Origin of the sequence: Phyllobacterium chamaecytisi, assembly GCF_020164455.1 — a bacterium.
GTDB lineage: Bacteria > Pseudomonadota > Alphaproteobacteria > Rhizobiales > Rhizobiaceae > Phyllobacterium > Phyllobacterium chamaecytisi.
This window is the reverse complement of the sequence record NZ_JAIQWW010000004.1, coordinates 262,935-285,556: the sequence shown is the minus strand read 5'-3', so window position 1 is coordinate 285,556 and position 22,622 is coordinate 262,935. Positions and strand designations below refer to the sequence as shown.

Genomic DNA, 22,622 nt, shown 5'->3' with positions numbered 1-22,622 from the left:
GCAGCGCAATGAAACAAGATGTAGTGGGCAAAAGTATCATGGCACAATCATCCAGCGTCGCCCGGGAACCCTCCATGGAGGAGATTCTCGCATCGATCCGCCGCATCATCGAAGAGAGCGATACGGGGCGCCCGGATGAAGTCGTGCCTCAGCCGGTCAACTCCGATGAGCCGCCGCACGCTGCTGCTCCCGAGCCCCAGCCTGCGGCGCAGTTGAGCGAAGAAGCCGAGCTTCCGCCGCGCGAAGGTATCGCCGTTCCATCGCCGGCAGCCCGGTCCTATGAGACGGCACTGGGACGCCCGGCACCTGTGACAGAGATTCAGAAACTACCAACTACTCCGGCTGAACCGCGGACAAAACCAGTCGAAGATACCGTCACGCCTGCCATAGACATTCCGGAGGGTTTTCTAGCGCCAGAAGCCACCCCGGAGCCGACGCCAGAACAGGAGTTCGTCGCTGAACCTGTCGAGGTTGCGAGCGAAATCGGTTTCGCGGAATCAGACGAGGCCTCGCCTCCGGCGCCTGCAATCGAACCGTCAATCGATAGTGGAGATGACGGAGTGTCTCTGGATCTGCAGCGCACGCTCGAACCGATCCTGTCCGAGACCGCCGAGCGCCAGGTCAGCGCTGCATTTGATGATCTGTCATTCGCGGTCAGGAGCGAACAGCGGCGCTCATTCGACGAGATCGCGCAGGAACTCATGCGGCCTCTGCTACAGGAGTGGCTCGACAACAATCTGCCGACTCTGGTCGAACGCCTCGTGCGCGAAGAGATCGAGCGCGTGGCGCGCGGCGGGCGGCGGTAGCTCGCTAGCGACAGTGCTCTGGTTACTGACCCAGGATAACTTTGAGCACCTTGGGCGATACATGCTGGCTGTTGGTGGTCTCAACGTCAGAAGTCGTTATCCGGCCGCTGGCGATGCCATCAACGAGACGTTTGCAAAACACGGATGGGGCATCTTTTTCCGATATGCGCATCACAACTGCCATGTTTGCGCGCTTGTTTTGCGATTGGCGATTGAAGTCACTGATGCATTGTGCCAGCAGCGTCCTTTTAGCGACAGGATCCGAGAGGTTCTTCTTGTAATCCATGCTCCGCATACCGGACGAGGTACAGGCGGTGATGGCCAGCGATGCCGCGAACAGTAGAATTGAATTTAGCACTCTCATGAAAAACCTCTCGGGTGAATTTCGCCCAAGTAATCGTTGCGGTTGTAATAAGGCAATTGTCCGAAAGTTGAATCTCTCGCTTTCCGTGTGATTGGGTTAACGACACGTCAGCATTGACTTATCTCCGGCCATTGGGTTTACACCGTAGCCAATCCCCTTTCCGCAAATGACGGACACTTTCGCATGCTTGAGAAGACGTATGATGCCGCGGCCGTAGAGCCTGAAATCGCAAAACGCTGGGACGAGGCCGGCGCCTTCAAGGCCGGAGCCGGTTCCAAGCCGGGCGCCGAGGCATTTTCTATCGTCATACCGCCGCCGAATGTGACAGGTTCGCTGCATATGGGCCACGCGCTCAACAACACGATCCAGGATATAATGGTGCGTTTCGAGCGCATGCGCGGCAAGAACGTGCTTTGGCAGCCGGGCATGGACCATGCCGGCATTGCGACGCAGATGGTTGTCGAGCGGCAGTTGATGGAGCGGCAACAGCCGGGCCGCCGGGAAATGGGCCGGGAAAAGTTCGTCGAACGGGTCTGGGAATGGAAGTCGGAGTCCGGCGGCATCATTGCCGGTCAGCTCAAGCGCCTTGGCGCATCGTGCGATTGGTCGCGTGAACGCTTCACCATGGATGAAGGTTTGTCGAAAGCCGTGCTCGAAGTTTTCGTCACGCTCTACAAGCAGGGCCTGATCTACAAGGACAAGCGACTGGTCAATTGGGATCCGAAGCTTCTGACTGCGATTTCCGACATCGAAGTCGAGTCGCGCGAAATCAAAGGCCATCTATGGCATTTCCGTTATCCGCTCGAGAACGTGGCGTTCGACCCGGAAAACCCGCATACCTTCATCGTGGTCGCGACGACGCGTCCCGAAACCATGCTGGGCGATACGGGTGTCGCGGTTAATCCCGATGACGAGCGCTATCATGCTCTGGTCGGCAATAATGTGGTCCTGCCGCTGGTCGGGCGTCATATTCCGATCGTTGCCGATGAATATGCCGATCCGGAAGCGGGTTCCGGCGCGGTCAAGATAACGCCGGCGCATGATTTCAACGACTTCGAAGTCGGCAAGCGCAACGATTTGCGCCAGATCAATATACTGCACACGGATGCCTCCATTTTCCTCAAGGAAAACAATGAGTTTTTCGAAGACCTTGAGAAATCGAGTCTTCTCGACCAACTGGTTCATGCGCTTGATGGCAAAGACCGGTTTGCAGCGCGCAAGCTGATCGTCGCCATGATGGACGAGCGCGGCTATCTGGAAAAAGTTGAGGATCATACGCACGCGGTTCCTCACGGGGACCGCGGCGATGTGCCGATCGAACCCTATCTTACCGATCAGTGGTATGTGAATGCGGGCGAGCTTGCCAAGCCGGCGATTGCCAGCGTGCGCGAAGGCCGTACCAACTTCGTGCCCAAAAACTGGGAAAAAACCTATTTCGAGTGGATGGAAAACATCCAGCCCTGGGCCATTTCGCGCCAGCTCTGGTGGGGTCATCAAATTCCGGCCTGGTATGGACCCGATGGACAGGTGTTCGTGGAACGCACGGAAGAAGAAGCGCTGAGCGCAGCGGTCCAGCATTATCTGGCGCATGAAGGGCCGATGAAGGCCCATGTCCAGAACCTTCTGGAAAACCTCAAGCCCGGTGAAATCCTGACGCGTGACGAGGATGTGCTCGACACCTGGTTTTCTTCGGCACTCTGGCCTTTCTCGACGCTGGGCTGGCCGGACAAAACGCCTGAGCTTGCTACCTACTATCCGACAAGCGTTCTCGTCAGCGGTTTTGACATCATCTTCTTCTGGGTAGCCCGGATGATGATGATGGGCCTGCATTTCATGGAGGAGGAGCCGTTCCACACCGTCTATATGCACGCGCTGGTTCGCGACAAGAACGGCGCCAAGATGTCGAAGTCGAAAGGCAACGTCATCGATCCGCTGGAACTGATCGACGAGTATGGTGCAGATGCGCTGCGCTTCACGCTTGCCATCATGGCGGCGCAGGGGCGCGATGTTAAGCTCGACCCGAGCCGCATTGCCGGTTACCGCAACTTCGGCACCAAGCTGTGGAATTCGACACGCTTTGCCGAAATGAACGGCGTTGCCCGTGATCCCTCATTCCGTCCGGAAAATGCCAAGCTCAATGTCAATCGCTGGATCCTGACCGAACTCACCAACGCTGTGCGCGATGTCACGGACGGTATTGCCAGTTACCGGTTCAACGAGGCGGCAAGTGCAGCGTATCGCTTTGTCTGGAACCAGTTCTGCGACTGGTACATCGAGCTTTTGAAGCCGGTGTTCAACGGCGAGGATGCGGAAGCCAAGGCGGAGGCGCAGGCCTGCGCGGCCCATGTGCTCGACGAGATTTACAAGCTGCTGCACCCGTTCATGCCGTTCATGACCGAAGAGCTCTGGGCGCTCACGGCGGGTGAGGGCAAGAGCCGTGAGACGTTGCTGTGCCACGCAGGCTGGCCGAATCCGGATTTCGTCGACGCCGAGGCGGCAGCGGACATCAACTGGCTGATCGATCTGGTCACCGGTATCCGTTCGGTGCGCGCGGAGATGAATGTTCCGGCATCGGCGGTTGCGCCGCTCGTCATTATCGGCGCCAATGACGTTACGAAGGAACGCTTGCAGCGCCACGACGCCTCGATCAAATGGCGCGCACGCGTCGAGACGATTACCCTTGCGGACGATGCGCCAAAGGGCTCGGCGCAATTCGTTATCGGAGAGGCAACGGCTTCGTTGCCGCTTGGCAGCTTGATCGACGTCGATGCGGAAATCGCGCGCCTGACCAAGGAATCCGGCAAGATCGCCGATGAGAGCGACAAGATCAGCAAAAAGCTTGGCAACGAGAAATTCGTTGCTAATGCCAAACCGGAAATTGTCGAAGCGGAACGCGAACGGTTGTTAGAACTTCAGGCTGCTGCCGAGAAGATCGAAACGGCCATCCGCAGGGTTCGCGAAGCAGGCTAGGTGCCTGGCGCGCCGGAGCGAATCCGGCGCGCGTCCAACGGGTTTTTACTGCGCCAGTGAAGGGTAACTTCCCCATTTCGGTCGGGTAAAAGCCCCAATTCCGTCATTTTTGGACGCCGTTGCATTTGAGCAACAAGGGCGTTTTTCGGCCCAAAATCCATCGATTTGGCCGCTAATCATTTCGGATTAGCGTGAAATTCGCGAAATTTTCGTCTCGTGCTCGCGATTTTGCGGCAATTTCCGATTTTGGAGCGTTCGATTCGCGAAACCGGTGATTTTCTGGCGATTGCGTGCGCGCCGCGATTTGTTAGGTATTACGTATTGGTAACAATTTTCCTGAACTGTGTGGGGATCAGGAAGTTTTTAAGGCTTCGGGGAGGGACTTAATGTCTAGGGCTATTTCAACGATTTTGGGTGGAGCGTTGCTTCTGACAAGCGTGGCTTCTGCAGCACAGGCCGGGGGGCTGGAGCGCAGCGGCTACAATTGGGATCTACTTTTCGATCAGGAGCGCTTTGCTACTGAAGCCGGCATTATCTATGTCATGCCGGATCGCAAGATCAAGAACGCCGTTGACACAAACCCGGCCGATGGTCTGGGAGCAAACGGTATCGGTGGCGGCTCCACGTCGACACACGAGACCCCGAGCTATACGGTTCCGCGCTTCGGCGCAAAGGTTGGCCTCACGCCCGACGCGGATTGCCTTGCCTCCTACAGCCAGCCTTGGGGTGTCCATACCAATCCCGGTGCGGACTGGGTTGGTGCAAACCAGAACATCGAGACTGACATCAGGAGCGATGATTACGGACTGACGTGTTCGTACAAGTTTGATGTTGGCAAGGGTCAGCTCCGTGCGATTGGTGGCGTATCCTACCAGGAAGTTTCAGGCTACAAGAACCGTCTGGTCGTGGGCCCGGCAGCGTTCGGACCGGCGGCGGCATTATTCGATGGTCAAGGCAAGCTTGACCTCGACGCGGATGGCTGGGGCTGGCGCATTGGTGCTGCATACGAAATTCCGGAAATCGCCTTCCGTGCAAGCTTGATCTACAATGCCGAGATCGATCTTGGCCAGATCAATGGTACCGTCGACCTGACCGGACTGCCACCGCTGCCGACAAATCCATTTGCCAACAAGATTACGGACGTCTACGGCACGGCTACCATGCCACAGTCGTTAGAATTCAAACTCCAGACGGGTATCGCACCTGACTGGCTGGCATTCGGCTCGGTCAAATGGGTAGACTGGAGCGTTCTTAATGTGGTCTCGTTCTGCCCGACTTCGACCAAGGGCATTGTGAGTTGCGGCCCGACATCGCCAGTTCTGCTGACGACGCTCGATCTTATGTTCCAGGATGGCTGGACGGTCGCTGCCGGTATCGGCCACAAATTCAACGACAAGTGGAGTGGATCGGCGCAGCTTAGCTGGGATCGCGGCACGTCGACCGGTTTGACCACCCAGACCGATACATATCTGCTTTCCGGTGGCGTGTCTTACGCACCCAACAAAAATGTTGAGCTTCGTTTAGGCGGCGCTGTTGGCATGCTGGCAGCTGGTTCCTATGGCCCGACGGCTTGCCCAAAGACCGGCGGCTGCGGCAACGACGTGACCTATGATTTCGGTGATGATTTCGTCGGCGCATTGTCTCTCGCAGGCAAAATCAAGTTCTAAGCCAAATTGCGAAAATCGAAAAAGCCCGGCCAAGCGCCGGGCTTTTTCATACCCGCCTGCTTCGGGTGATCAAATTTTGTGACGATTCAGCAACACTGTGGCGCGATGATCGTCCAGGCTCTGGAGAGGACAGAATTTGCCCATTTTGCGCCACAAACCCGGAGCAACTCGAAAGGGCGGCAACCTTTGGTGGTTGGTACCATCGAGTAACGGTACAGATGTTCCGCTTGGGGAAATGATGGACACGATACTTGTTTCATGGGCAAAAACTTCGAGCCGTAAGTTGATACACGGCCCTTCCACGATTGTTGCGTCATCGCGCCAATCGTATGCTTTCGACACAAGTGTTTTCTTTTGTTCTGGCCCTACTATTGCCGGAAAGCGGTCAAATGTTCGCTGGAATGACATGCGAGATTTGGCCCTCCCGTTGCTGGCTGACGCGATGACGCGCGCTGGCGGGATTTGGGCTCGAACCGTTCGTATGGCGCGCGGTAACGCTGCGACACTCACGGTGAGGGCAAAGGAAGACTATAGTCATGCTCATCGCTGATCGTTTTTTTGGTCCAATTGTCGGGTTTGGCCTTTTGATGAGCGCTATGACCATGCCTTGTTTCGCCTTCGATACGCAAAATGAGGTGAAGGAAGACTCCAGCCCGTTCGCACTCTTCAAGTTTGGTTTCTCCGCCTATAAGAACGGCCACAAGGATGAGGCAGTCAAAGCACTACGTTTTGCTGCTGAAAAGGGACATCAGGGCGCCAACTGGAAACTTGCGCGCATGTATGCGGAAGGCGACGGCGTCAAAGAAGATGACTACGAAGCCTACAAGATGTTCGAGCAGGTCGTCCATGAAGGCGCCGATCAGGGCACGGAGAACGAAAGCTATGTCGCCGATGCGCTGGTCGCGCTGGCAGGTTATGTCAAACGTGGCATCCCGAATTCGCCCATCAATTCCAACCCAAGTGCGGCGCGCGATCTTTATCTGCAGGCAGCATCGAATTTCGGCGATTCCGACGCGCAATTCGAGCTCGGCAAGATGCTGATGAAAGGCGAGGGCGGACAAGCCAGCCCCAACCAGGCTGCACGCTGGTTCCGGCTTTCGGCGCAAAAAGGCAATGCGGGTGCGCAGGCCATGCTCGGCAATCTGCTGTTTCAAGCAGGCAAGACCGTGCGCGGCCTCGCGATGATGACTGCGGCTCTCGAACACGCCAACAAGCAGGACAAAGCCTGGATCCGCGATGTGCAGGAACAGGCATTTTCCATATCCGACGAGGCCGATCGGCGCACCGCTATGGTGCTGGCCGAGGATATCATCAAGACCGGCGACTTTTGAACCGAATTAGCTGCGTGCCAGCAAGACCTGCCAATTCGCCGAAGGTCTAAGCCAAATCGTCATAAATTCGTTGCGTATCAGGCTATTGAAATCGCGACCGGCACATGATCCGACGGTTTTTCCCAGGCGCGGACATGTTTTTCGATGCTAGCGGATTCGAGCATGTTCGCGGCTTCCGGCGATAACATCAGGTGATCGATGCGAATGCCGTTGTTCTTCTGCCAGGCACCCGCCTGATAATCCCAGAATGTATAGACGTCACCTTTGTCGGTAACGCTGCGAACTGCATCGGTGAAGCCCAGGTTTTCGAGCCGTCGGAAAGATTGGCGTGTCGCCGGCTGGAACAGGGCATCATTGACCCAGGCTTCCGGGACCTTTGCGTCGATCGGCTCGGGGATGACATTGTAGTCGCCAGCCAGAATAAGTGGCTCCTCAAGGGCCAGCCGCTCTTCGGCCCAACGCTCCAGCCGCGCCATCCAGCCGATCTTGTATGGAAATTTCTCGGTGTTGATGGGGTTGCCGTTGGGCAGATAGAGCGAAACAACGCGCAGCGGGCCTTTTTCGGTGGAGAATACGGCTTCTATGAAGCGCGCATGATCATCGGCGTCATCGCCGGGAAGACCGCGATTAACCTCGTCGGGGGACTGCTTCGACAAAATGGCAACGCCATTGAAGCCTTTCTGGCCGTTCGTCTCGACATGATAGCCCAACGCTTCCAGTTCGAAGCGCGGAAAACCTTCATCGACGGATTTGATTTCCTGCAGGCAGACAATGTCCGGATTGGACTCCTGCAGCCATGTCGTCAGCACCTCGATGCGGGCTTTGACGCCGTTTATGTTCCAGGTAACGATTTTCATGGATTTGCGCTCTGGTTGCAACGGCGGCAAGGTGATGTCAGACGGAGAAGCTTGTCCCGCAACCACAGGAAGAGGTCGCGTTTGGATTGCGGATCTGGAACGACTGGCCCATCAGATCGTCGACGAAATCAATCTCCGAGCCGCCAATATAGGGCAGGGAAATCTGATCGATCAGCACCTTGGCGCCGAGTTTTTCGATGACGATGTCATCGGCATCCTGCGCGTCAACCAGATCGTACTTATAGGAAAAACCCGAGCAGCCGCCGCCCTCGACGGAAATGCGCAAGGCGGTCTTTTCCGGATCTGACTGCAGAATCGCTGAGATGCGCTTGGCAGCGGCATCGGAGACGGAAACACTTAGCAATTCGGTCATTCTTTACGGTTCCTTCGCGGATTGCTCCGCCACGCTCAACAAAGCATTGACATTGTAATGTCACGCCTTGCCGTTCATCATACACCATAGCTAAGAATTGGCGACTGTGAAGTCAACGTTGTCAGCAGTCGGAAGATGGGAAGGCACATATTTCAACATGTCCATGCAGGGTATCGGTTTCGGTTACAGGGAGAGGGCACCATACGCCAGTGATCCCGAGAAAAGCCGTGGACGGCTTGTGCCCGAAAGCGAAAGCCCGACGCGCACGGTGTTTCAACGTGATCGCGACCGTATCATCCATTCAACGGCGTTCCGGCGGCTGAAGCACAAGACGCAGGTTTTCATCGCACACGAGGGCGATCATTATCGCACGCGGCTGACACATACGATCGAAGTGGCGCAGATCGCCCGGGCGCTCGCGCGTTCCATGCGGCTCGACGAGGATCTCGCCGAAGCAATCGCCCTGGTGCATGATTTCGGCCACACGCCGTTCGGTCATACGGGTGAGGATGCGCTCAACGACAAGATGCGCGACTTCGGCGGTTTCGATCACAACGCGCAATCCCTGCGCATCGTAACCAATCTCGAAAAGCGTTATGCCGAGTTTGATGGGCTGAACCTGACCTGGGAAACGCTGGAGGGACTGGTCAAGCACAATGGTCCGCTGACCGATGCTCTTGGCAACGGGCTGAAGCACCCGGTGCCCGCTGCAATCTTCGAATATAACGCGCAGCATGATCTCGAACTTGCACGCTTTGCCTCGCTGGAAGCGCAATGTGCGGCAATTGCCGACGATATCGCCTATAACGCCCATGACATCGATGATGGGTTACGCTCAGGGCTGCTCACGCTCGATGCACTCGAAGCCGTGCCGATAATTGGCGATATCCTGCGCGCCGTCCGGCAGAAATATCCAACTCTCGATGATGTACGTACGTCGCATGAGATTGTCCGGAGGCAGATCACGATCATGGTCGAAGACGTGATACGTGCGGCGCAGGCCAATCTCGAAACGGTCAAGCCGCAGACAGTCGACGACATTCACGGTGCCGGGCGAACGATCGTTGGATTTTCAGCGCCGCTGCGCGAGCAGGAGAAGATGCTCAAGGCGTTTTTGTACAAGAACCTCTATTTCCACGAGAGCGTGGTGCGCGTGCGCAAATCCGCTGACAGAATTGTGAGAGAGTTGTTTGATGCCTATCTTGCAGACGCTCAGTGTATGCCCGAGGGCTGGCGCGAGAGCGAGAAAGAGGGCGGCTTGGCTGCGCGCGCAAGGCTGGTAGCGGATTTTTTGGCAGGGATGACCGATACATATGCTGTGCGGGAACACGGACGGTTGTTTGACCATACGCCCGAATTGGCCTAGAGACGCGTTTGCAAATCCACCCTGATGGACATCTGATGCGACTTTCTGCGCTTCCGGTGCTCATGGACGAAAATGTCCACTGCGCTCCGGTTCTCGAAAATCACACCACCTGTCTCATCAAGCTGAATTTTCAAAGGTCTCTAACGCAATTCGGCCAACAGCCGTTGATTTTTCTATGAACCCCGAATGAGTATGACGTCATGAACATCTTCGCCGATTTCGACGCGCGGATTAAGAACGCCCTGCAAGCGCTTGATTTAAAAACCACAGATGGTGCTGCGGTGGATCTGACGCGCGTGGGTGTCGAACCGCCGCGCGATCCCAGCCATGGCGATATCGCGACGAATGCTGCGATGGTGCTCTCCAAGGCGGTTGGCCAAAACCCGCGCGAACTTGCGGTCAGAATTGGAGATGCGCTGAAGAATGATCCAGACGTCGGCTCTGTCGATGTGGCGGGTCCCGGTTTCATCAATCTGCGGCTCAAGGATACCTATTGGCACCGGCAACTTGCCGTAATGCTGGGCGCTGGGCTCGACTATGGCCGGTCAAAGCTCGGTTACGGCCACCGGGTCAATGTCGAATATGTATCGGCCAATCCGACGGGCCCCATGCATGTCGGTCATTGCCGGGGTGCGGTGGTCGGCGACGCTCTGGCCAACCTGCTCAAGTTTGCGGGTTATAACGTTGCCAAGGAATATTACATCAATGATGCCGGCGCGCAGATCGATGTGCTGGCAAGCTCTGTGACGTTGCGGTATCGCGAGGCGCTCGGCGAACAGATCGGCGATATTCCTGCAGGGCTCTATCCTGGCGATTATCTCGTGCCCGTGGGGCAGGCGCTCGCCGCCGATTATGGCACGAAGCTCCTGGAGATGCCGGAGGACGAAGCTCTGGCTATCGTCAAGGACCGGACGATCGATGCGATGATGGTGATGATCCGCGACGATCTCGCCTCGCTCAATGTCCATCATGACGTGTTCTTCTCCGAGCGGACGCTGCATGCCAACAATGCCAAGCTGATCCGGTCTGCTATCAACGACCTGACGCTGAAGGGGCATGTGTACAAGGGCAAACTGCCGCCGCCCAAGGGCCAATTGCCGGAAGATTGGGAAGACCGGGAGCAAACGCTGTTCCGGTCGACCGATGTTGGCGATGATATTGACCGGCCACTGGTCAAGTCGGACGGCCAGTTCACCTATTTCGCGGCTGACGTTGCCTATTTCAAGGACAAGTACGACCGGCACTTCGACGAGATGATCTATGTGCTCGGCGCGGATCACGGTGGTTACGTCAAGCGGCTGGAATCTTTGGCGAGGGCTGTTTCCGGCGGGACGGCGAAGCTGACTGTGCTGATCTGCCAACTCGTCAAGCTCTATCGGAACGGCGAACCCGTGCGGATGTCGAAACGGTCGGGCGAGTTCGTAACCTTGCGCGATGTGGTGGAAGAAGTAGGCCGGGATCCTGTGCGGTTCATGATGCTGTACCGGAAGAACGACGCTCCGCTCGATTTCGACTTCGCCAAAGTCACCGAACATTCCAAGGACAATCCCGTCTTCTACGTTCAGTATGCTTCGGCCAGATGCCATTCGGTTTTCCGGCAGGCGATCGAACAGCTGGGGATCGGCGAAATCCAGTTGGCGGCGAGTGCACAACACTTCGGTTTGCTGACGGATGAGAGCGAAATCGCGCTCATCCGCAAGCTCGCGGAATACCCGCGGCTGATCGAAACAGCGGCTTTGCATCAGGAGCCGCACAGGCTCGCTTTCTACCTTTACGACCTTGCAAGTTCGCTGCATACGCAGTGGAATAAGGGAACCGAAAACCCGGACTTACGTTTTATTAAGGTTAACGATCCAGACTTGTCCCAAGCCAGGCTAGGGCTGGTGCAGGTTGTTTCGAAGGTCTTGACGTCCGGATTGTCAATAATAGGTGCGGACGCCCCGACTGAAATGCGTTAATATACGCGGAAAAGCGTAGCAATCCTGTCAACTTTTGCCCACATTGCGCTGGTAAGGCCAATGCGTGACGTTTTCGGACGTCGCACAGTTGAGAGTACAGGATTAACGCCATGGCGGACAACAATATTCAGCGTTCTCACCGGCAGGATGATTCGCGATCAGGTAATAACGACCCTCTGATGGAACTTTCCCGTATCATGGGAACGGTTGAAGAGGAAGGGCGGACTACTGGATCCAACGATGATTTTGCTATGGACCTCGAACGCGAGCTGATGGGGGGCTTTGATGAACCAGCCGCGCCTCAGTCCGCTGACAATGATGCCCACGATGATCACCTTGCCGCTCAGGATTTTCAGGAATCCATCGAGCGCGAGTTGGCTGCGGAACCACCTCACGCTCACGAAGCCGCTGCCGAATCCGTAGCCGCCTATGAAGAACCGGATTACGCCGACTACGAGCCGGACCCGGTTTACGTGGACAGCGAAGCGGGCGAGGGTGTTGGTGTTGCCATTTCCCATTACGAAGAGCGCCCCGTGCTCGCAACACCATCACTCAGTCTCGAGGATGAGCTTGAAACCTTGCTTGCAGGATCGGCGCAGCCAGCCGTGCAGCGTTCGGCAAATGCTTCATGGGGCTATGGATCGCAGACGCAGGTTCCGGGGCGAACAGAGATTGCCCCGTCGATCAGCCGGACAACATCATACCAGCAGCCATCGCATGCATCGGAAACAGTCACCCACCAGGTTCCCGAGCCAGAGCCTGTAGCTTACGAAGCTGCGGAAGAAGAGCAGGTTCAGGATTCGGAGATCGAGGATTTCGATACCGACGAATTGATGGCGGCGCTCGATGATTTCGACGTAACGGCGGATCAAGACGAGGATAGCGAACCGGTTGCAGAAGCAGCCCCGGTTTTCCCGCTTTATCAAAACCTGGAACAATCCTCGACGCCGGTTCGTGAACAGATTGAAGTGCCTGTTGCCATGCCTGTTGCCAGCGCACCGCGATTGCCCGAGGTTCATGAGCTCAGCGATTATGCCGACGAGCTCGATCGCGCTGCGTCAGCAATTACTGCAGCACCCGATGTCGATACGGTGGCGGTTACAGAAAATCGCGTTGATTATACCGAGTCGCTCGATCTTCCGGCCGTGAACTATGAGGACGACGTTCCGCAACACAATGGGCTGAACGAGCTTGATAATGAATTTGCCGAGGTATTCGGTTCGATCGAAGCCGACGATTCGCGCGGCGCCTATGTCGCAGCGGAGGATCCTGCCCCGCAGGAGCCCGAGAAAGACCGATACGCCGACATTTTCGCAGATGTATTCGGGAACGAGGCAGACCAGAACAAATACAATCCGGCAGGCTATGCAGTAGCAGCCGGCGCTGCAGCTATGGGCGCTGCGAGCTCACAACAAAGCCGGGCAACGCCTGCCTATGGTCCGGAAGAGGATCTGGATTTTGGCTATGATCCTCGCCAAGACAATGTCGATATAGCCGCAACGCCCTATGGGCAAAAGGAAACACCTGCGCGTCGCCGCAGTAACCTGTTTGTTCCCGGCGTGGCAGCGGCTGTTGTTTTGCTCGCGGTTGCCGGTGCCGTCGCCTATAAATGGACTGGCGGTTCGAACGGCGAACCTGTGGTCATCATGGCAGACAAGACGCCGATCAAGGTTCAGCCCGAAACCGCCAGCACGGCCGTTGTGCCAAATCAGGACAAGGCGGTTTACGACAAGAGCGCGACGGCTGCTCCGGAAGCACCGAAGCAGGATCAGCTCGTAACAACACGGGAGGATCCTATCGATCTTCCAGCCGATGAGGATGGAGGCGCGTCCGTTACGGATATGCTCGCCACCGATGCGCCACCCACCGATGGTCCTGCAGCGGGCGACAAGGTGGAGGCGCGTGTTGATCCTGCCACCGCAGACGATACTGCCGACGCTGCACCGGCGGAACGCAACAGTGCGATTGCACCGCGCAAGGTGCAGACTATGGTCGTCAAACCGGATGGCACGATGGTCGCCTCCATTCCAGAACCGGCTGATCCGGTGAGTGCCGGCCCTGCCGCTGCCCCGGCTGACCGTCCCGCAGCTCCGCTCGATGCAAATGCATCCGCGGCGCCGGCAACAACTGGCGACGACGAAATTGGCGCATTGATGCAGGACGCCCCGGCAGCTGTGCCTGCACAGACTGCTGCACCTGCACCCGAAGCACCAGCTGCAACTGCAGCGGCAAAACCGGCTCCGGCTGCTGGCAAGTTGCCTCCGAAGCCCGTTGCGACCAAGAAAATCACTCCCGAAACGGTTGCTTCCGTTACGCCGAAGAATATTCCGGTGGTCGAATCGCGTCCGGCAGATCAACCGATCGACATTGTCGATCGCGTTCCGCCAAAGAATGCAGCTGCTCAGCAGGTCGCCTCCGCCGCTCCGGCAGCGGGGAGCTATCTCATCCAGATTGCCTCGCAACCGAATGTCGAGGGCGCGCAGAAGACATACGCTTCGCTCTCCCAAAAATATGCGGGTGTGATCGGCGGCCGCGGTGTCGATATCAAGCAGGCCGAGATTGCCGGCAAAGGCACATTCTTCCGTGTTCGCATTCCGGCTGGCTCCAAGAGCGATGCGAACGCCTTGTGCGCGAAATACAAGACTGCAGGCGGCAGCTGCTTCGTTACGCAGTAAAAACCTCACGCATCTCATTGAAAAGGCTCCGCCATTGGCGGAGCCTTTTTTTGTTGTGCTAGTTCAATCGGCTGATAATTTAATCAAAATATTATTCGCTTTTAACCTTATAGAATTTGTCATTATGTCGATTGTAAAACCCAACAGATGGGATTATATTTTTTATGGTTGTTATCCACCGTGCTTACGGTTTTCGTTTTGTGATCTACACCGTCGACCACGAACCAGCACATATCCATGTTACCGGGACGGGCCAAGCGAAGATCAATCTCGATGGTTTGGGCGGTGCCCCCGAATTGATTTACAGTATCGGCATCAAGCGGTCCGACATGAAGCGGTTGATGGCGGAGGTTTGCGAGCTCCGTGACATATTCAAACAGGAATGGGAGCGTATCCATGGCAGGCTTGACTGATGCGCAGTTCGATCTGGCAAATGCCAGGGGACAAGAAACACTTATGATGGAACCTCGGGCGTCGCTGGCTCAATATGACAGTGTAACCCGGCGCGTGGTGTTAGATCTGATAAATGGATGCAGCTATGCATTTCCCTTCCATTTCGTGCAGGATTTACAGAATGCGAGTGATGAGGACCTCGCTGATATCCGGGTCGATGGGGCCGGCCTGAACTTGCACTGGCCAAAGCTGGACGTTGATCTGTATGTGCCTGCTCTTGTGTCAGGCATCTTCGGTACACGGGCCTGGATGACCCGGGAACTTGCTCGCGCGGCGGGAAAGGCCGTTTCACCCGCGAAATCGGCAGCAGCCAGGGCGAATGGTGCAAAGGGTGGACGTCCGCGAAAAACGGCCAGCGGCTGATCTGGGGAAGCCTTTGCAAACGTTCAGCGAAACCTGTGCCACAGCATCGATTTCAAGTAGACTCCCGCTATGAGCGAATCAAAAGCATGGATTGCCGGGACGACCGGTTTGAAACTGACCCCAGACGAAATCGCATTCTTTCGCGATGAGCGGCCGTGGGGTTTTATTCTTTTTGCCCGCAATATCAGCGAGCCGGCACAGATTGAGGATTTGTGTGCGCATTTGCGTGATCTGGTGGACCGCGACGACGCACTGGTGCTGATTGACCAGGAAGGCGGGCGCGTGCAACGACTACGGCCGCCGCTCGTGCCGGATTATCCCTCAGGGTCGCAGCTCGGCGCGCTTTTCCGGGAAAATGAGGAGCTCGGATTGCGCTCAGCCTGGCTCCTGTCGCGCCTGCATGCATTTGATCTTCTCAAGCTCGGTATCAATGTCGATTGCCTGCCGGTGCTCGATGTCCCCGTCGAAGGCGCCAATGACGTTATCGGCACCCGCGCCTATGGCAAGCATCCGGAGATCGTGACGGCCATGGGCCGAGCCGCCGCGGATGGCTTGCTTGCGGGCGGCATGCTGCCAGTGATCAAGCACATACCGGGGCACGGCCGAGCCTTTGCCGACACGCATCACGAATTGCCGACGGTCGCGACGCCGCTTGAGGAGCTTGCCGAACATGATTTCGCGCCGTTCCGGGCTTTGGCTGACCTGCCGATGGCGATGAGTGCGCATGTGATCTTTTCGGCCGTTGATCCAAAGAACCCGGCGACGACATCGGGCAAGGTGGTAGAGGAGATCATCCGGGACTATATAGGTTTCGACGGGCTGCTGATGAGCGACGATGTCTCCATGAATGCACTTTCTGGGGATTATTTCGACCGGACCAAAGCAATCTTTGCGGCGGGGCTTGATATCGTGCTTCATTGCCACGGTATCATGGATCAAATGAAAGCCGTTGCGGCTTGCACACCGGAGCTCGAGGGCAAGGCGTTCGAGCGGGCGCAGCGGGCAATCGAATATCGAAAAGAACCGGATACTTCCAACGAGGAAGAACTCCGGGAAGAATTCCAGCGTACTTTCGAGGCGGTGGCATAGAAGCGAGAGAAATTTGGCGAGCGAGCAAAAGATAAATGGCAACGACACGGCACCCATGGAAGCGCTGTGGGAAAGTCAGGTCGATCGCGCTGCCAGCGAGCCGTCGCTTGTCATTGATATCAAGGGGTTCGAAGGCCCACTTGATCTGTTGCTGCATCTCGCTCGTAACCAGCGTGTCGATCTCGCCCGCATTTCCGTGCTTGCGCTGGTCGAGCAGTATTTGATCTTCATCCGGCAGGCGCAGGCATTGCGGCTTGAGCTTGCCGCCGATTATCTGGTCATGGCGGCGTGGCTTACCTACCTTAAATCCAAGCTGCTGATTCCCAAGGCGCCCGGTGACGAAGGTGAAAGCGGCGAGGAATTGGCTGCAACGCTGCAGTTCCGGCTAAAGCGGCTGGAAGCAATGCGCGACGCGGCAACGAAGCTCATTAACCGCAACCGGCTCGGCCGCGATGTCTTTTCCCGGGGCATGCCGGAGGCTGTGATTGTCGATCAAACCAACGCCTATGCGGCGACGCTCTACGAGCTTTTGACCGCCTACGCTTCACAGCGGCAAAAGCGGGCCACTTCGCGTGTGCAGATCGCGCGGCGTACGGTCTGGTCGCTGAAGGATGCGCGCGAGATCCTGATGCGGCTTGTGGGTGAGATGAAGGACTGGACAGCGCTCGATCATTACCTGATGGAATTTATCTTTTCGCCGACGGAGCGGGCGACCGCCATGGCCAGCTCTTTTGCTGCCAGCCTGGAAATGGTCCGGGAAGGGCATCTGGAAATCCGCCAGACCGGCGCGTTCAACCCGATCTATCTGCGCAACAGGCTTGATAAGCAGACCGAGCCGCTGAAGGATGTGGCAAATGGCTGACAGCATTCATAACATCGACGATGACGAGGTCGACTTGCCGGCCGGCAACTGGAACTCTGCGGTTTCGCTTTCCGATGCGCTGCGTATGGCCGAGGCCATATTGTTCGCATCGGCAGAGCCGGTAACGGAAAAGGCCCTGCGTGAGCGTCTGCCATCCGGTGTCGACGTGGCTGCGCTGCTTGGCGAACTGCAGGAGATCTATTCAAAGCGCGGTATCAATCTGCGGCAGACAGGCGGCGCATGGGCATTCCGTACGGCTGCCGATCTCGCTTTCCTGATGAACCGGGAGGCCGTTCAACAAAAGAAGCTGTCGCGTGCAGCCCTCGAGGTCCTTGCAATCATCGCCTATCATCAGCCGGTGACACGCGCGGAACTTGAAGACATTCGTGGCGTCGAGACTTCGAAGGGCACACTCGATGTGCTGATGGAAACGGGCTGGATCAAGTTTCGCGGTCGCCGCCGGACACCCGGCCGTCCTATCACCTATGGCACCACGGCTTCATTCCTCGATCATTTCGGCCTGCAGGAAGTGCGCGATCTGCCGGGGATTGACGAATTGCGCGGTGCAGGTCTGCTTTCGACGCGTATGCCAACCAACTTTTCCATCCCGATCCCGGTCAATGATCCGGATGAACTGACCGAAGATGAAGATCCACTGACGGACATCGACCTCGAGGAACTCGGTCTTTTGACGCCCCGTATCGAACATGATTGAGACAAGCTTTCTGTTATAATCGCTTGCCAACATCAAAATTCGTGACGCAGAGTTCACTTCGGACTTGCGCTGCGTTTACATGAATGTGAAAGAGCAGAAGAGACTTGTGTTTGAAAAGCACGGGGAAAAGACATAGATCAGCCCAAACTGTTGGGTGAATGTGAGGATCAAATGGGTAGTTTTTCAATCTGGCACTGGCTTATCGTGCTTGCGGTCGTGCTTCTTCTTTTCGGTCGCGGCAAGATCCCGGAACTCATGGGTGACGTTGCCAAGGGTATCAAGAATTTCAAGAGCGGCATGAGTGACGACACTGCTGACACTGCCGACAATTCGAAAACGATTGATAATCAGACAAGCCAGCCGGTGAATTCAGTCAAGGAAAAGACCACAAAGTCTTGAATCCAAGGATAATCTTGTCCTGCGCGCGGCTGTGTGGCCGCGTCGTGGCTGGAGCATGATGAATGTTTGAAGTTGGTTGGTCGGAAATCCTGGTGATCGTGATCGTCATGATCGTGGTGGTCGGACCGAAGGATTTGCCGAAGATGCTGCGTGCCTTCGGCAAGGCAACCGCAAAGTTTCGGGCAACTGCCGGCGAGTTCCGCAAGCAGTTTGACGAGGCCTTGAAAGAGGCCGAGCTCGATGACGTTCGTGAAATTATCAATGACGCCAAGAGTCTCGATCCTCGAAACGACATTCGCAAGGTATTCGATCCTGTGCGTACGATCGGTGAAGAGATCCGTTCCACGCTGAAGGATGCGACAGTAACGGCAAAGGACAATGTCGCCGTGCCTGATCCAGCCGCGCCGGGGGCAACCCAGTTGCAACCGCAGGTGATGGAACCCTTGGCCGCTTCGGCCACACCTGCCGCCGAACCAGTGATAAAGAAGCCCGCAAGGTCGAGACAGAAACCGGTTGCGGCTGCCGCTGAAACCAAAGCCAAGCGGGGAGCGCCAGCCAAGAAAGCCGCAGACGCTTCGAAGGCTGCGCCTAAGAAGAGCGCTGCCCCTGCCGCAGAAGTTGCAACGGCTGCACCGACCAAAACACCTGCCAAAAGAACAGCGAAGCCGAAGGCCAAGGCTGTCGACACGGGGACAAAGAGTTGAGCAGCGCTGACGACGAAATCGATAAAAGCTCGGCCCCATTGATGGAGCACCTGATCGAGCTGCGCCGGCGCCTGATCTGGGCACTTCTGGCGTTCTTCCTGGCGTTCCTCGTATGCTTTCATTTCGGCAAGCAGTTGTTCAACCTTTTGGTCATCCCGTATCAGTGGGCGATCTTGTGGGCGGGGTTCGATCCCGCCAAGGCGCAACTCATCTATACGGCCCCGCAGGAATTCTTTTTCACGCAGGTGAAGGTCGCCATGTTCGGCGGTATCGTCATCGCGTTCCCAGTCATCGCATCGCAAATCTACAAGTTCGTAGCGCCCGGCCTTTACCGCAATGAGAGAATGGCGTTTCTGCCATTCCTGATTGCATCGCCGATCCTTTTTCTTATGGGCGGCGCGCTGGTATATTTCTTCTTCACGCCGATGGTCATGTGGTTCTTCCTGGCCATGCAGCAGACCGGCGGAGCAGGTGAAGTCCAGATTTCGCTGTTGCCGAAGGTTTCCGAATATCTCAGCCTTATCATGACGCTGATTTTCGCGTTCGGGCTGGTGTTTCAGCTCCCGGTTGTGACGACCCTCCTGGCGCGTGTCGGTCTTGTCGGCTACGAGGGGCTGAGGTCGAAGCGCAAATACGCCATCATCATTGCGTTTATCGTTGCCGCCGTTATCACGCCGCCCGATCCGATCAGCCAGATCGGTCTTGCGCTCCCGACGATCCTTCTCTACGAGGTTTCGATCTGGATGGCGCGTCTGGTCGAGAAGAAGCGTGCGGCAACCGAGGCTGAAGCAAAATCAGAGTCCAGCGAAGTCTCGTCCTGACGGTCATCGTTTCGCCGGGCCTTTACGCCCAAATTTCTTTGCTCACTCGAATACGGCTTTATTCCCATGCTCGATATCAAATGGATCCGAGAGAATCCGCAAGCGCTTGACGCAGCTCTGGCCAAACGGGGCAACGAGCCGGCATCGTCCCGTTTGATCGAGCTCGACGAAAAGCGCCGCCAGCACATCGCCAAATTGCAGGAGGCACAGGAACGCCGCAACGCCGCCTCGAAAGAGATCGGCAAGGCGATGGGTGCCAAGGATCAGGCAACCGCCGACCGTCTCAAGGCCGAAGTTGCGGAGATCAAGCTGTTCCTGACATCAGCGGAAGAGGAAGAGCGCCAGCTCGATCGAGCGCTGAACGATGCATTGTCGGTGCTTCCCAACATACCGCTTGCTGACGTTCCGGTCGGCAAGGACGAGGCCAGCAATGTCGAAACGCGCCGCGTCGGACACCTCAAGAATTTTTCGTTCGAGCCGAAAGAGCATTTCGAGATCGGCGAAAAACTCGGCTACATGGATTTCGAGCGGGCCGCCAAGCTTTCAGGCAGCCGCTTCACGGTCCTGAAAAGTCAGCTGGCGCGGCTGGAGCGTGCGCTTGGCCAGTTCATGCTCGATCTGCACACGACCGAACACGGCTATACTGAAGTCAGTCCGCCCCTGCTGGTCAATGACGAAGTGCTCTACGGCACGGGCCAGCTGCCGAAGTTCGCCGAAGATCTGTTCCGGACCACGGACGGCCGCTATCTGATCCCGACCGCCGAGGTACCGCTGACCAATCTTGTGCGTGAAGAGATCCTTGATATTCGCGATCTGCCGATCCGCATGACGGCGTTGACGGCGTGCTTCCGTTCGGAAGCGGGTTCGGCCGGGCGGGACACACGCGGCATGCTGCGCCAGCACCAGTTCATGAAGGTGGAACTGGTATCGATCACCGATGCGGAGCATTCCCTCGAGGAACATGAGCGGATGACGTCGTGTGCCGAGGAAGTTTTAAAGCGGCTTGACCTATCGTTCCGCACCATGACGCTGTGCACCGGCGATATGGGTTTTGGCGCGCAGAAAACATATGACCTGGAAGTCTGGTTGCCGGGGCAGAAGGCGTATCGCGAGATCTCCAGCTGCTCGGTATGCGGTGATTTCCAGGCACGCCGCATGAATGCCCGCTACCGGCCGGAAGGCGAGAAGTCGACGCGTTTCGTGCATACGCTGAACGGTTCGGGCACCGCTGTGGGACGTGCGCTGATTGCCGTTGTCGAAAATTATCAGAATGAGGACGGCAGCGTAACAATTCCTGAAGCCCTTGTACCCTATATGGGTGGACTGAAGCGGATCGAAAAAGCAGCATAAGAGGGACTGGGGCAAATGCGCATTCTTCTGACCAACGATGATGGTATTCATGCGGAAGGTCTGAGCGTGCTTGAACGCATTGCCCGCCAGCTCTCGGACGACATCTGGGTGGTTGCACCGGAAACGGACCAGAGTGGTCTGGCGCATTCGCTGACGCTGTCCAACCCGTTGCGTCTGCGCAAAATCGATGACCGGCATTTTGCCGTGCGCGGCACACCGACCGATTGCGTCATCATGGGCGTCAAGCACCTGATGCCGGATGCACCCGATCTGATCCTTTCCGGTGTCAATTCCGGCTCGAACATGGCGGATGACGTCACCTATTCGGGGACCGTCGCCGGCGCTATCGAGGGCACGCTGCTCGGCATCAAGTCCATTGCCTTGTCGCAGGAATACAATCTCGATGGCGGCGCACGCGTGCTGCCATGGGAGGTCGTGGAGGAGAGGGCGCCCGCGATCCTGAAAAAGGTGCTTGATGTCGAACTGCCAAAGACCGTTCTCATCAATATCAACTTCCCGAGTTGCAACGCGGCTGAGATCGCCGGAACCCGGGTTACGGCGCAGGGCAAGCTTTCGCATGGTCTGACCATAGAAGAGCGCCATGATGGACGGGGTTTGCCCTATTACTGGCTGCGCTATGGCCGCGGCAAGGATGTGCCGGCTGAAAACAGCGATGTGGCCGCACTCGCCAAGAACTTCATTTCGGTCACACCGCTGCAGCTCGACCTGACCGCGCATGACACGCTCGCAACCCTTGCGAGTGCCATTGCATGAAGGTTGCGATGTCTGAACGCGAAGGATTTGCGGCTTTCGTACTGCGTATGCGCGCCTTGGGCCTGTCGGATCAACGTCTGATCAGCGCCTTTGAGGCGACACCGCGCGTGGCCTTTATCAACGGTAATCTCGGCAACCTTGCCTACGGCGTCGGGACGCTGCCGATCGAATGCGGTGAGTTCATCGAAGCGCTCGATCTGCAGGCGCAGTTGATTAATTCCCTCGATCTTGAGCCTACGCACCGTGTGCTGGAAATTGGCACCGGTTCTGGCTTTACGGCGGCCGTGATGGCTCGACTAGCCGGGCGTGTTTTGTCGCTGGAGCGCTATCGCACGCTGGTTGAACTGGCGCATCAGCGGCTCCAGGCGCTGAAAATCGAGAATACCTTCGTCAAGCATGCGGACGGCAGGCATGGCCTCGTGCACGACGGTCCGTTCGACCGTATCATCGTCTGGGGCGCTTTCGAAAGCATGCCGCGCCAGTTCGTCGATCTCCTGTCGTCAAACGGCGTGATGATCGCACCGATCGGGCCGCTCGATGGCAGGCAAGTAATTGCGCGGCTGTCGAAAATTGGCAGCCGTTTTGAGCGCCACGATTTGATGTCGGTGCGCCTATTGCCCCTGATGGAAGGTGTCGCCTCGGCGCTCTGACCCTTTACGAGTTTGGTGAATTTTTTACAAATTTTATTCGCTCTTTAACGGTCGAGTAACATTAACGCGATCTAA

21 protein-coding genes are annotated in these 22,622 nt (G+C 56.9%); 18 read left to right on the top strand and 3 right to left on the bottom strand.

Features of this window, described 5'->3' with window-relative positions:
- Positions 1–38: 38 nt before the first annotated feature.
- Entirely contained in the window at positions 39–806 is a 768-nt protein-coding gene (locus tag LB462_RS31755; protein WP_224506972.1) for a PopZ family protein, read from the top strand.
- Positions 807–828: 22 nt separating this feature from the next.
- On the opposite strand, the gene LB462_RS08740 is transcribed toward LB462_RS31755, so the two are convergent.
- On the bottom strand, positions 829–1,170 hold the full coding sequence (locus tag LB462_RS08740; RefSeq protein ID WP_224506970.1) for a hypothetical protein: 342 nt from the start codon (positions 1,168–1,170) through the stop codon (positions 829–831).
- Between the two features lie 183 nt (positions 1,171–1,353).
- Here LB462_RS08740 and LB462_RS08735 point away from each other — a divergent pair, with 183 nt between their 5' ends.
- The 3 genes from LB462_RS08735 to LB462_RS08725 all read left to right on the top strand — a co-directional run bounded on the left by LB462_RS08735 (position 1,354) and on the right by LB462_RS08725 (position 7,138).
- Complete coding sequence (locus tag LB462_RS08735) at positions 1,354–4,140, top strand: valine--tRNA ligase (RefSeq protein WP_224506968.1); 2,787 nt, start codon at positions 1,354–1,356, stop codon at positions 4,138–4,140.
- A 386-nt stretch (positions 4,141–4,526) separates the two neighbouring features.
- Positions 4,527–5,807, top strand: a complete 1,281-nt coding sequence (locus LB462_RS08730; RefSeq protein ID WP_224506966.1) for an OmpP1/FadL family transporter — start codon at positions 4,527–4,529, stop codon at positions 5,805–5,807.
- Positions 5,808–6,343: 536 nt separating this feature from the next.
- A complete protein-coding gene (locus LB462_RS08725) occupies positions 6,344–7,138 on the top strand; it encodes a tetratricopeptide repeat protein (protein WP_370637094.1) in 795 nt (264 codons plus the stop codon).
- A 77-nt stretch (positions 7,139–7,215) separates the two neighbouring features.
- Here the strand turns inward: LB462_RS08725 and xth are convergent, their stop codons facing one another.
- Both xth and erpA read right to left on the bottom strand, forming a co-directional pair.
- The gene (gene xth / locus LB462_RS08720) at positions 7,216–7,995 is read right to left on the bottom strand and encodes an exodeoxyribonuclease III (protein WP_114428962.1); all 780 of its coding nucleotides are present in this window, start codon (positions 7,993–7,995) and stop codon (positions 7,216–7,218) included.
- A 37-nt stretch (positions 7,996–8,032) separates the two neighbouring features.
- On the bottom strand, positions 8,033–8,368 hold the full coding sequence (gene erpA / locus LB462_RS08715) for an iron-sulfur cluster insertion protein ErpA (RefSeq protein ID WP_370637093.1): 336 nt from the start codon (positions 8,366–8,368) through the stop codon (positions 8,033–8,035).
- Between the two features lie 157 nt (positions 8,369–8,525).
- On the opposite strand from erpA, the gene LB462_RS08710 reads away from it, so the two are divergent.
- From LB462_RS08710 to LB462_RS08645, 14 genes are all read left to right on the top strand, one after another.
- Positions 8,526–9,734, top strand: coding sequence for a deoxyguanosinetriphosphate triphosphohydrolase (locus LB462_RS08710; RefSeq protein ID WP_224507124.1), 1,209 nt, complete (start codon positions 8,526–8,528; stop codon positions 9,732–9,734).
- A 200-nt stretch (positions 9,735–9,934) separates the two neighbouring features.
- Complete coding sequence (gene argS / locus LB462_RS08705) at positions 9,935–11,692, top strand: arginine--tRNA ligase (protein WP_224506964.1); 1,758 nt, start codon at positions 9,935–9,937, stop codon at positions 11,690–11,692.
- Between the two features lie 110 nt (positions 11,693–11,802).
- Positions 11,803–14,367 (top strand): SPOR domain-containing protein, encoded by a 2,565-nt coding sequence (locus LB462_RS08700; protein ID WP_224506962.1) that lies wholly within the window; start codon positions 11,803–11,805, stop codon positions 14,365–14,367.
- Positions 14,368–14,531: 164 nt separating this feature from the next.
- Entirely contained in the window at positions 14,532–14,780 is a 249-nt protein-coding gene (locus LB462_RS08695; protein ID WP_224506960.1) for a DUF4160 domain-containing protein, read from the top strand.
- Entirely contained in the window at positions 14,764–15,183 is a 420-nt protein-coding gene (locus LB462_RS08690) for a DUF2442 domain-containing protein (RefSeq protein ID WP_224506958.1), read from the top strand. Before LB462_RS08695 ends, LB462_RS08690 begins: the two co-directional genes overlap by 17 nt.
- Positions 15,184–15,252: 69 nt before the next feature.
- Entirely contained in the window at positions 15,253–16,272 is a 1,020-nt protein-coding gene (nagZ, locus tag LB462_RS08685) for a beta-N-acetylhexosaminidase (protein WP_114428968.1), read from the top strand.
- A 55-nt stretch (positions 16,273–16,327) separates the two neighbouring features.
- Complete coding sequence (locus LB462_RS08680) at positions 16,328–17,134, top strand: segregation and condensation protein A (protein WP_224507122.1); 807 nt, start codon at positions 16,328–16,330, stop codon at positions 17,132–17,134.
- Complete coding sequence (gene scpB, locus LB462_RS08675; protein WP_224506956.1) at positions 17,127–17,849, top strand: SMC-Scp complex subunit ScpB; 723 nt, start codon at positions 17,127–17,129, stop codon at positions 17,847–17,849. Before LB462_RS08680 ends, scpB begins: the two co-directional genes overlap by 8 nt.
- 171 nt (positions 17,850–18,020) lie before the next feature.
- Positions 18,021–18,248 carry a twin-arginine translocase TatA/TatE family subunit gene (locus tag LB462_RS08670; RefSeq protein WP_112530313.1) on the top strand — a complete coding sequence of 76 codons (228 nt, stop codon included), beginning with the start codon at positions 18,021–18,023 and terminating at the stop codon, positions 18,246–18,248.
- 62 nt (positions 18,249–18,310) lie between these two features.
- Positions 18,311–18,952 carry a Sec-independent protein translocase protein TatB gene (gene tatB, locus LB462_RS08665; RefSeq protein ID WP_224506955.1) on the top strand — a complete coding sequence of 214 codons (642 nt, stop codon included), beginning with the start codon at positions 18,311–18,313 and terminating at the stop codon, positions 18,950–18,952.
- Positions 18,953–18,993: 41 nt separating this feature from the next.
- A complete protein-coding gene (gene tatC, locus LB462_RS08660) occupies positions 18,994–19,773 on the top strand; it encodes a twin-arginine translocase subunit TatC (RefSeq protein ID WP_370637100.1) in 780 nt (259 codons plus the stop codon).
- Between the two features lie 66 nt (positions 19,774–19,839).
- Entirely contained in the window at positions 19,840–21,123 is a 1,284-nt protein-coding gene (gene serS, locus LB462_RS08655; protein WP_224506950.1) for a serine--tRNA ligase, read from the top strand.
- Positions 21,124–21,138: 15 nt separating this feature from the next.
- Positions 21,139–21,897, top strand: a complete 759-nt coding sequence (gene surE / locus LB462_RS08650) for a 5'/3'-nucleotidase SurE (protein ID WP_224506948.1) — start codon at positions 21,139–21,141, stop codon at positions 21,895–21,897.
- On the top strand, positions 21,894–22,547 hold the full coding sequence (locus LB462_RS08645; RefSeq protein WP_224506947.1) for a protein-L-isoaspartate(D-aspartate) O-methyltransferase: 654 nt from the start codon (positions 21,894–21,896) through the stop codon (positions 22,545–22,547). The genes surE and LB462_RS08645 overlap by 4 nt, the downstream gene beginning before the upstream one ends.
- Positions 22,548–22,622 lie beyond the last annotated feature (75 nt).